Raw genomic sequence first — 8,526 nt, 5'->3', positions numbered from 1 at the left:
AAACAGGTTCGCGGGATTCAGAATCCGCAGAGTTGCAGGCAAGCACACAGGATAAGCCGCTTCCCGAGCGCGCCATTCCTTCATCTGAACCGCCCGGATACCTTCGTGTTTCGCCTGCCGACGCCCGGCAGTTCATTCCAAGTGTTTCATCCACCGATGTAGGTTCGCTAGCGGGTAGCCCGAGCCGTATCCCTGACCGACAGATGTGGTCGCCCAGCCACCGATCTGATCGATGATGTCAGATGGACATTCGCATGTGCGTAGCCTATCTCGAAGACTGTGCCTGAAAGAGTGGATGACACATCCGTCCGGTACGTATGGCTTCATCCACTTGTTCAGAGTGTTGCTGGCATAGTCTGCCTTGCACTTCGTGGTGGAGCAGTATCTCGGAAACAAGAACGGCCCGTCATTTTCCGCGGCTGCACGTTGTACTGCCCACAATGCGGATCCGACCAGCGGTATGTCTCGTCGGCTGCCAGCCGTCTTCAATGGTCTCGATGCATGTTCCTCAAGACGTACAAAGGGTATGTCGCCCTCGAGGTGTATATCACCGATGCGAAGGCCAGCTGCTTCGGCAAGCCGCATACCGGTATCGCTTATGAGTGCGATCAGCCAGCGGATGTCATCATCCAGCTTCATACATTCATTCTGAACAAGACGGATGCTGTCGATGGGAACTGGCATGCGCTTAACAGGTTCTGCACCCGTGCCGTAGTGCATGTTTGCAAAAGGGTTTGGCTTGTTGATGCCATGCTCTCTTGCGGACAAATTCCAGATCGACCGTATGACAGCAAAGTTCCGTTTGACCGTCAGTGTTGAAACACCTCTCGAAATCAGTGCATCTCGGAATGCCTTTGCATCATGGATGCTGTATGCGGAAATAGCCTTGTCACCAGACAGACTGATCACATGGTCTGTGACGCGTTCTGCAAGCTGCCGGAACTTCTTATCGTCAGTCCGTCCTTTCATTCTGCAATAGTCAGCACAGGCAACTGAAAGCAGAATCTCCTGTTCTCTCTGCAAAAGCAGTAGATCAGAGGCTGGCGTTTCTTCTGAGATGCCGAAGCGCAGATCGAGCCACTCACGTTCGAGGCTATCAACAAGGCTGCTGGCTAGCCGGTTTGCTTGCTTGGGGTCTTTGGTCCGAAGTGACTTGCGGATGAACGGTCTTCCATATCGGCGTTGGAGGTCTGCTGGAACACGTTTTTGAAGATAGAACACACCGCGTTTGGTGTAGAGGTACGGAACCCTTCTGTTCGCCATTGTACTACCATTTGTACTACCGCCGATTGCGTCGGCAGGCGAAACACGAAGGTATCCGGGCGGTTCAGATGAAGGGATGGCGCGCTCGGGAAGATTCGAACTCCCGACCCCCAGATTCGTAGTCTGGTGCTCTATCCAGCTGAGCTACGAGCGCGGTGTGTGGCGGGTGGGCATCGCCCCCGTCACAGCAGCGCGCACCATAGGCGATGCCAGCAGGGCTGGCAAGTCCTTTCAGGGTGGCTTTCAGGGCCGCAAAACAGGCTTGTCAATGCCGGCGGACAGGCTAATGTCAGGCAATCTGGATTTTGTGTCGGCGTTACGTGATTGCTTCAGGGGTGAAAGACATGACAGACGGGTATGACAAGGCGTTTCCGGTGTCCTGGGAAGAGCTTCACCGCACATCAAAGGCACTTGCCTGGCGGCTTCTTGAACTTGGTCCCTTCGAGGGCATTGTGGCGGTGACGCGCGGCGGGCTGGTACCGGCGGCCATCGTGGCCAGGGAATTGGAAATTCGCCTGATCGAGACCGCCTGCATTTCCTCGTATCACGGCAGTGAACAGGGTTCGCTGGACATTCTGAAGAGTGCGCCCAGTGCGGGTTCCGGTGCGGGCTGGCTGATTGTCGATGATCTTGTCGACACTGGTGAAACGGCAAAGGCATTGCGCACCATGATGCCGGACGCGCATTTCGCCACCGTCTATGCCAAGCCGGCCGGCCGGCCGCTTGTCGACACCTTTGTCACCGAAGTGTCGCAGGATACGTGGATTTTCTTTCCCTGGGACATGGAACCACAGCCGTCAACACCGATCATCGGCCGCCGCGCCTGATCGTCTGCTGCCTAAACCTCGGGTGATACTCCTGCAGATTTCGGGCCGCTGAACATCTCGACCGGCAATTGCAACCGAAACTCGCTGCCCTCGCCGGTTGACCGGGCCAGTTTCAGATTCCCTCCCTGCGCCACCGCAAGGTCGCGCGCGATGGCCAGTCCAAGCCCCGAGCCGCCGCGCTGTCGGCTGCGAAAGGCCAGAAACAGATCTTCCCACTGGCTGCGGGGTATTCCCGGCCCGTCATCGGCAATGTCGACAACGCCAAGCCGGCCGGCACGCCAGATATCGATGGTGATCCGTGACGCTCCTGCGGTGGCCGCATTGCGCGCCAGATTCAACAGGATCCTGGCCATCATCGTGCGGTCGAGATAGAGCCTGTCCGGCCCGGTATAATTCACCACAATGCCCGAATCGGAGGCTGTCTCGCCGGCAAGTTCGGACATGCTGATGATGTCCGGTTTGGGAACCGGCGTTTCGGCAAGATAGTCCAGCATCGACTGACACAGCACCACAGGCTGTTCCAGCGAACGCACGACATGCGGCGCGGCGCGGCGCACCCGCGGGTCCTGCGAGGCAATCAGCGTGTCGGCAACCAGCGTTGCCGAACTCAGCACATTGCGCATGTCATGATTGATCTTGGCCACCGCCTCGCCGATGTCGGCAAGCCGTTCACGTTGGCGAAGCGCGATCAGGGTGTTGCGTTGCAGTGATTCCAGCGCCCCTGCCGCGGCGGTGAATTCCGACGATTGCGTAATGGCGTCGGGAATCGCGCTTGCCACGGTGGGATCGTCGCTGAATTCATTGATTGTGTCGATGAGGGCTGTCAGTGGCGCCGAATAGTGACGCGTCAGATATCGCCGGGCCATCCAGATGATCACTCCGGCAAGGGCTGCGCCCGCGATGAACCATCTGAGGAATATGAGCCGCAATGCGGTGCGAAATCCCGGCCTGTTCGGGTCGAAGCGCCATCGCGAATCACCGTCGATACCTGCCACAATGATGGGCTGGCGCGGGTCGGGGAGAATCATGACAAGGCTTGTCGCGGCAAGCTGCAGCGTTGATGTGGTCCGCAGGTCAATGGTGACCGCCTGGCGCACAGGGGCCGGCGTCACCACCTGGCTTTCCTGCGAAAATGCTATCTGGCGATAGACGGCGTTCGTCGTGGCAAGCGTCGATACCAACGTCACGACAAGGCATGCCGCAGCAAAAATGGCTAAATATAAAACCGGGTGGCGCATGATGATCGTCCCCACTTTCCCAATCCGACCAGTATAGGCCGCGTTAGTGTTCGGACGGTCAGCGTTTCGGTTCATGTCATGTTGCGTTGGTTATCAGCATCCCGGTAGCTGAAAACAATTGACACCCGGCCGCCCGCACCCTACAACCCGTCCAGTTTCTGACAACCTATTGATTGTGCGAAGGGAGCGCCGCCATGAAACGCACCTATCAACCCAGTGTTCTCGTCCGCAAGCGTCGTCACGGATTCCGTGCGCGCATGGCCACTGTTGGCGGTCGCCGCGTCCTTCGGGCACGCCGTGCCAAGGGCCGGGCACGTCTGTCTGCCTGACGACGTGCAGGCGTTGCGGTGACCGAACCGGCCAGCATCCCGTCACGCGCTGGATTTCTGGCCGCCCGCGACAGCGGCATGAAAGCAATATCCCGGGGATTTATCCTGCAGGCGGTGCCAACCGGTCGGCCTGACTGGCGTCTCGGGCTTACAGCATCACGAAAAGTTGGGAATGCGGTGCGGCGCAACAGGGCGCGCCGTCGTCTTCGTGCGCTGGCCCGCACTGAACTGTCATCCCATGCCAGATCGGGAATCGACTATGTGATGATTGCCCGCCATGGCACGGCTGATCGCTCCTGGCCCGACCTTGTGTCCGATCTGTCCAAGGCTGTCGGCTATCTTCATCGCAACATGGATCGCCAGCACGGCGCCCCGACGGAGGCATCCCGATGACGGTGTTTTCAGGTCTGCGGCGCGCCGTTGAACGTCTTCTGGCGGCGCCTCTGATCCTTTTGATCTGGGCTTACAGGCTGTTCATTTCCCCCCTTCTTGGTGCCAATTGCCGTCATTTGCCGACCTGTTCGGAATATGCTGTCGAGGCTTTGAAACGTCATGGCCCCTTGCGCGGTGGAATCTTTGCGCTAAAACGTATCTCGCGTTGCCATCCGTGGGCAACGCCGGCATTTGATCCGGTGCCGCGCGCCGGCGATGATGGTGCGGCTGGACAAGGCCGACACCATGGCTGAGTGCCTGTTTCACATCTGGTGCAATCAAACGCACAGGGACATGATTGATGAACCCCGAAAACCGTAACATGATCCTCGCCATCTCGCTGTCGATGGCAGTGCTCTTTGGCTGGCAGGTCTTCGTTGTTGGACCGGAGCTGGAAAAGGAAGCGGCCCGTCAGCAGGCGGTTGCCGAAATGCAGGCGTCCGAGGCCACGGCCGAGAATGCCACGCCGCAGGCTGGCACCGCCACCGCGACACCATCAGGCGTGTCGACCGCCATATCACGCCCCGCGGATACCGCCCCGCGGATTGTCATCGACGCACCGCTTGTTTCGGGGTCGATCTCGCTTGCCGGTGCCCGGATCGACGATGTTATGCTGAACGGCTATCGCGAAACCCAGTCGGACGATTCGCCCTTTATCCATTTTCTGCAGAAGACAAGTTCCGACCGTCCCTATTTTGCCGAATTCGGCTGGGCCGCCGACAGCGATGCCCAACCCATGCCAACGGCTGACAGCCTGTGGGTCGCCGATAGCCAGACGCTGGTACCGGGCGCGCCCGTGTCGCTGTCATGGGACAATGGCAAGGGGCTGACCTTCCGGCGGACCCTGTCAATCAACGAGGATTACCTGATCACTGTTGATGACAGTGTCGAAAGCCGTCTTGATGTGCCGGTGACACTGTTTCCCTATGGCCTTGTCAGGCGACATGGCACGCCGCCGACAACCGGCATCTATATCCTTCATGAAGGCGCGCTTGGCGTGTTCGACGAGACGCTTCGCGAGGAGGATTATGATGACATGAAGGACGCCGATGGCGGTGTGATCGATGTTGTGCCGGAAAGTGCTGGTGGCTGGATTGGCATCACCGACAAATACTGGCTTGCCGCGCTGATACCGGACCAGTCGGTGCGGATCAACTATGCCTTCAAATCGCTTGGTGGTGGCGAGGATCGCTATCAGGTTGATTACATCGCTGCAGAAGGGCAGATGCTGCAGCCCGGACAGGTGGTGGCAAGCAAGACACGGCTTTTTGCCGGTGCCAAGAAGGTCTCGCTTCTTGACCGGTATTCCAAGGAATTCGGAATCCCGAATTTTGATCTGGCGATTGATTTCGGCTGGTTCTACTTCCTGACAAAACCATTCTTCCTGGTGATCAACTGGCTGTATGGAATTCTTGGCAATTTCGGCATCGCGGTGCTGGCCTTTACAGTGCTTGTAAAGCTTGTCTTCTTCCCCCTTGCCAACAAGTCCTACCGGTCGATGGGCAAGATGCGGCTGTTGCAGCCGAAGATCCAGCAGATACGTGAAAAGCACGCCGAAGACAGAATGTCGATGAACCGCGAGATGATGGAACTGTACAAGACCGAAAAGGTCAATCCGGCGGCGGGATGTCTTCCTGTGCTGTTGCAGATTCCGGTCTTCTTCGCCCTCTACAAGGTGCTGTTCGTCACCATCGAGATGCGGCATGCACCGTTTTTTGGATGGATCACCGATCTGTCGGCACCGGATCCGACATCGGTCTTCAACCTGTTCGGGCTGCTTCCCTATTCGGTCGGTTTCCTGCCGCCGTTTCTGCAGCTTGGCGTCTGGCCGATCCTGATGGGAATCTCGATGTTCCTGCAGATGCGTCTCAACCCGGCTCCACCAGACCCGGTACAGGCGAAGATCTTCCAGTTCATGCCGATCATTTTCACCTTCCTTCTGGCGACATTCCCGGCTGGGCTGGTGATCTACTGGACCTGGAACAACCTTCTTTCGATGGCGCAGCAATGGTACATCATGCGCAGAATAGCGAAGGAGAGCTGACGGCCGACGAGATCGAGGCCGGACGTCTTCTGTTCGCTGGCAGCTGCGATTTCATCGCGGCGGCAAACAACATGCAGGTCCTGCCACCTGAAGGCCTGCCTGAAATCTGCTTCGCCGGCCGTTCGAATGTCGGCAAGTCATCGCTGGTCAATGCGCTGACCGGGCGGCGGGCCCTGGCCCGCACATCGCAGACACCCGGCCGCACACGACAGCTGATCTTCTTTGATCTGGCCAGTCGGCTGCAGCTTGTCGACCTTCCCGGCTACGGCTATGCGTCGGCACCGAAAACCGACATCAAGGCCTGGACAACGCTGACGCGTAAATTCCTGGCTGGCAGGGCATCCCTGCAGCGGGTGTTCCTGCTGATTGATGCCCGCCGCGGGGTCGGCAGTGCCGATTCGGAAATCATGGCGCTTCTTGATGCCAGCGCCGTGTCCTGGGCCGTTGTGATGACAAAGGCCGACAAGCTGAAGCCGACACCGCTCAAGGCGGTGTGTGACGCGACAGCCGAGATGATTGCGCGCCATGTCGCCGCCTACCCGCATATTTTTGTGACCTCGTCACAGGAAGGCGATGGCATCGCCGAACTTCGCGCGCATCTTGCCGGACTGGCGTTGCCGCGCGGCTAGCGCACCGCCGGTTCCGGGCGAACAACACTTGCACAGCATGCCAGCTTGCCGATAGGTTGACGCTCGGCTTGTGATGGCCCCGGCGCTGCGGCTCCGGCACTTTGAAAGGCAATATGATGGGCGATACATCTTCCTCACTGCAGTCAAAGCTGATTGAACGGACGGGCATGCTTGTCGAGGCGCTTCCCTTCATGCGCCGCTATTCGGAACAGACAATTGTTGTGAAGTTCGGTGGTCATGCGATGGGCGAGGCGGAATATGTTGCCTCGTTTGCCGCTGACATCGCCCTTCTTGATCAGGTTGGCGCGCGTCCGGTCGTGGTTCATGGCGGCGGCCCGCAGATTGGCGAAATGCTCGCCAAGCTGGAAATCGAGTCGAATTTCGTCAACGGGCTGCGGGTGACCGACGAGGCCACCATCTCGGTTGTCGAGATGGTGCTTGCCGGCGGCATCAACAAGGCACTTGTGGCGGCGATTGCCCGTGCCGGTGGCCGTGCTGTCGGAATCAGCGGCAAGGACGGCGGATTGATCCAGGCACGAAAGCTTCTTGGCAAGGGCCGGACCGAGGGGAGCGCCATCGAACAGGCGATCGATCTTGGATTTGTGGGTGAGCCTGAAAAGATCAATACCGATGTGCTGGATGCGTTGAATGCCGCCAATCTGATTCCCGTCGTTGCGCCGGTCGGAAGCGATGCCAATGGCGAGACCTACAACATCAATGCAGATACGGCGGCTGGTGCCATTGCCGCCGCGCTTGGTGCCACCCGCATGCTGATGCTGACCGATGTTGCCGGGGTGCTGGACAAGGAGGGCACCCTGATCACCGAACTGACGGTCAGCCAGGCCGAGGCGCTGATCCGGGACGGCACCGTATCCGGTGGCATGATTCCAAAGGTTGAAACCTGTATAGACGCTGTTCTCGGGGGGGCCGAGGCTGCGGTGATCATGGATGGGCGGGCACCGCATGCCTTGCTTGTCGAATTGTTCACCGAGCATGGGATGGGAACCTTCATAAAGGCCGACTGACCGGCCACATCCGAGAAAGGCAGCTTGCATATGTCATCTGTTTCAAAATCGCCGGAAACCTTTCCCACCGACCAGATACGGGATTGGGTGTTCGATCTGGACAACACCATCTATCCGGCCAAATCACAGCTGTTCCTGCGTGTTGCCGTCCGGATCACCGAGTTTGTGGCACGGCATTTCGATGTGCCGCATGACGAGGCACGGGTCATCCAGAAGGATCTGTTCCAACGCTATGGCACAACCATGCGGGGACTGATGGTCGAGCAAAACCTGGCACCTGAGGATTATCTGCATTTCGTCCATGACATTGATGTCAGTGATCTGCCCCGCGAGACCGAGCTTGACCGGATGCTGGCAGACCTGCCGGGCCGCAAGCACATCTTTACCAACGGCACGGTGCCACACGCCGAGAACATTCTGGACGCCTATGGCATCCGGCATCATTTCGACCATATCTTCGATATTGTAGGGGCGGATTTTGTGCCAAAACCCGAACAGCGGGCCTTTGACAGTTTTGTCAGCAAGACCGGGATCGACCCGCATGGCGCGGTGATGGTCGAGGACATGGCCCGCAATCTGCAACCGGCGCATGAGCTTGGCATGCGCACAGTATGGCTTGTCAGCGACTATGACTGGGCTGCCAAGGGGGCCGACGAGCCCTATGTGCATTTTGTTGCCGAGGATTTGAAGAGCTTTCTTTCGGCCCTTGCCATTCCGGCCTGAAAGGTCGATATCAACT

At 58.5% G+C, this 8,526-nt stretch carries 10 protein-coding genes and 1 tRNA gene; 8 read left to right on the top strand and 3 right to left on the bottom strand.

The window, feature by feature from the left end; translation table 11 throughout:
* Nucleotides 1-132: 132 nt before the first annotated feature.
* Together AB3X55_13195 and AB3X55_13190 are read right to left on the bottom strand one after the other, a co-directional pair.
* Nucleotides 133-1,263 (bottom strand): DUF6538 domain-containing protein, encoded by a 1,131-nt coding sequence (locus AB3X55_13195; GenBank protein MEX0504541.1) that lies wholly within the window; start codon nucleotides 1,261-1,263, stop codon nucleotides 133-135.
* Nucleotides 1,264-1,340: 77 nt separating this feature from the next.
* A tRNA-Arg gene (locus AB3X55_13190) sits at nucleotides 1,341-1,417 on the bottom strand.
* Between the two features lie 190 nt (nucleotides 1,418-1,607).
* Between AB3X55_13190 and gpt the strand changes: the two genes are divergently transcribed.
* Nucleotides 1,608-2,090, top strand: a complete 483-nt coding sequence (gene gpt, locus AB3X55_13185) for a xanthine phosphoribosyltransferase (protein MEX0504540.1) — start codon at nucleotides 1,608-1,610, stop codon at nucleotides 2,088-2,090.
* 11 nt (nucleotides 2,091-2,101) lie between these two features.
* On the opposite strand, the gene AB3X55_13180 is transcribed toward gpt, so the two are convergent.
* Nucleotides 2,102-3,328, bottom strand: coding sequence for a sensor histidine kinase (locus tag AB3X55_13180; protein ID MEX0504539.1), 1,227 nt, complete (start codon nucleotides 3,326-3,328; stop codon nucleotides 2,102-2,104).
* 194 nt (nucleotides 3,329-3,522) lie between these two features.
* Between AB3X55_13180 and rpmH the strand changes: the two genes are divergently transcribed.
* From rpmH to AB3X55_13145, 7 genes are all read left to right on the top strand, one after another.
* Nucleotides 3,523-3,657, top strand: a complete 135-nt coding sequence (gene rpmH / locus AB3X55_13175) for a 50S ribosomal protein L34 (GenBank protein ID MEX0504538.1) — start codon at nucleotides 3,523-3,525, stop codon at nucleotides 3,655-3,657.
* Between the two features lie 18 nt (nucleotides 3,658-3,675).
* Nucleotides 3,676-4,050, top strand: a complete 375-nt coding sequence (rnpA, locus tag AB3X55_13170) for a ribonuclease P protein component (GenBank protein MEX0504537.1) — start codon at nucleotides 3,676-3,678, stop codon at nucleotides 4,048-4,050.
* The gene (gene yidD, locus AB3X55_13165) at nucleotides 4,047-4,343 is read left to right on the top strand and encodes a membrane protein insertion efficiency factor YidD (protein ID MEX0504536.1); all 297 of its coding nucleotides are present in this window, start codon (nucleotides 4,047-4,049) and stop codon (nucleotides 4,341-4,343) included. Before rnpA ends, yidD begins: the two co-directional genes overlap by 4 nt.
* Nucleotides 4,344-4,390: 47 nt before the next feature.
* Nucleotides 4,391-6,133 (top strand): membrane protein insertase YidC, encoded by a 1,743-nt coding sequence (yidC, locus tag AB3X55_13160; protein ID MEX0504535.1) that lies wholly within the window; start codon nucleotides 4,391-4,393, stop codon nucleotides 6,131-6,133.
* A complete protein-coding gene (gene yihA / locus AB3X55_13155; GenBank protein MEX0504534.1) occupies nucleotides 6,097-6,762 on the top strand; it encodes a ribosome biogenesis GTP-binding protein YihA/YsxC in 666 nt (221 codons plus the stop codon). The genes yidC and yihA overlap by 37 nt, the downstream gene beginning before the upstream one ends.
* Nucleotides 6,763-6,878: 116 nt before the next feature.
* Nucleotides 6,879-7,787 carry an acetylglutamate kinase gene (argB, locus tag AB3X55_13150; GenBank protein MEX0504533.1) on the top strand — a complete coding sequence of 303 codons (909 nt, stop codon included), beginning with the start codon at nucleotides 6,879-6,881 and terminating at the stop codon, nucleotides 7,785-7,787.
* 30 nt (nucleotides 7,788-7,817) lie between these two features.
* Nucleotides 7,818-8,510, top strand: coding sequence for a pyrimidine 5'-nucleotidase (locus AB3X55_13145; protein MEX0504532.1), 693 nt, complete (start codon nucleotides 7,818-7,820; stop codon nucleotides 8,508-8,510).
* The last annotated feature ends 16 nt before the right edge of the window (nucleotides 8,511-8,526 follow it).

Source organism: Alphaproteobacteria bacterium LSUCC0719 (assembly GCA_040839025.1).
Lineage (GTDB): Bacteria > Pseudomonadota > Alphaproteobacteria > Puniceispirillales > Puniceispirillaceae > UBA8309.
Note: the sequence above shows the minus strand (reverse complement) of the source record. Positions and strands in the feature narration are given on the sequence as shown.

Excerpts from the sequence above, each read along its gene's own strand:
- AB3X55_13195 (MEX0504541.1), bottom strand. The coding sequence starts at position 1,263 with ATGGCGAACAGAAGGGTTCCGTACCTCTACACCAAACGCGGTGTGTTC.
- gpt (MEX0504540.1), top strand. The coding sequence starts at position 1,608 with ATGACAGACGGGTATGACAAGGCGTTTCCGGTGTCCTGGGAAGAGCTT.
- AB3X55_13180 (MEX0504539.1), bottom strand. The coding sequence starts at position 3,328 with ATGCGCCACCCGGTTTTATATTTAGCCATTTTTGCTGCGGCATGCCTT.
- rpmH (MEX0504538.1), top strand. The coding sequence starts at position 3,523 with ATGAAACGCACCTATCAACCCAGTGTTCTCGTCCGCAAGCGTCGTCAC.
- yidD (MEX0504536.1), top strand. The coding sequence starts at position 4,047 with ATGACGGTGTTTTCAGGTCTGCGGCGCGCCGTTGAACGTCTTCTGGCG.
- yidC (MEX0504535.1), top strand. The coding sequence starts at position 4,391 with ATGAACCCCGAAAACCGTAACATGATCCTCGCCATCTCGCTGTCGATG.
- yihA (MEX0504534.1), top strand. The coding sequence starts at position 6,097 with ATGGTACATCATGCGCAGAATAGCGAAGGAGAGCTGACGGCCGACGAG.
- argB (MEX0504533.1), top strand. The coding sequence starts at position 6,879 with ATGGGCGATACATCTTCCTCACTGCAGTCAAAGCTGATTGAACGGACG.
- AB3X55_13145 (MEX0504532.1), top strand. The coding sequence starts at position 7,818 with ATGTCATCTGTTTCAAAATCGCCGGAAACCTTTCCCACCGACCAGATA.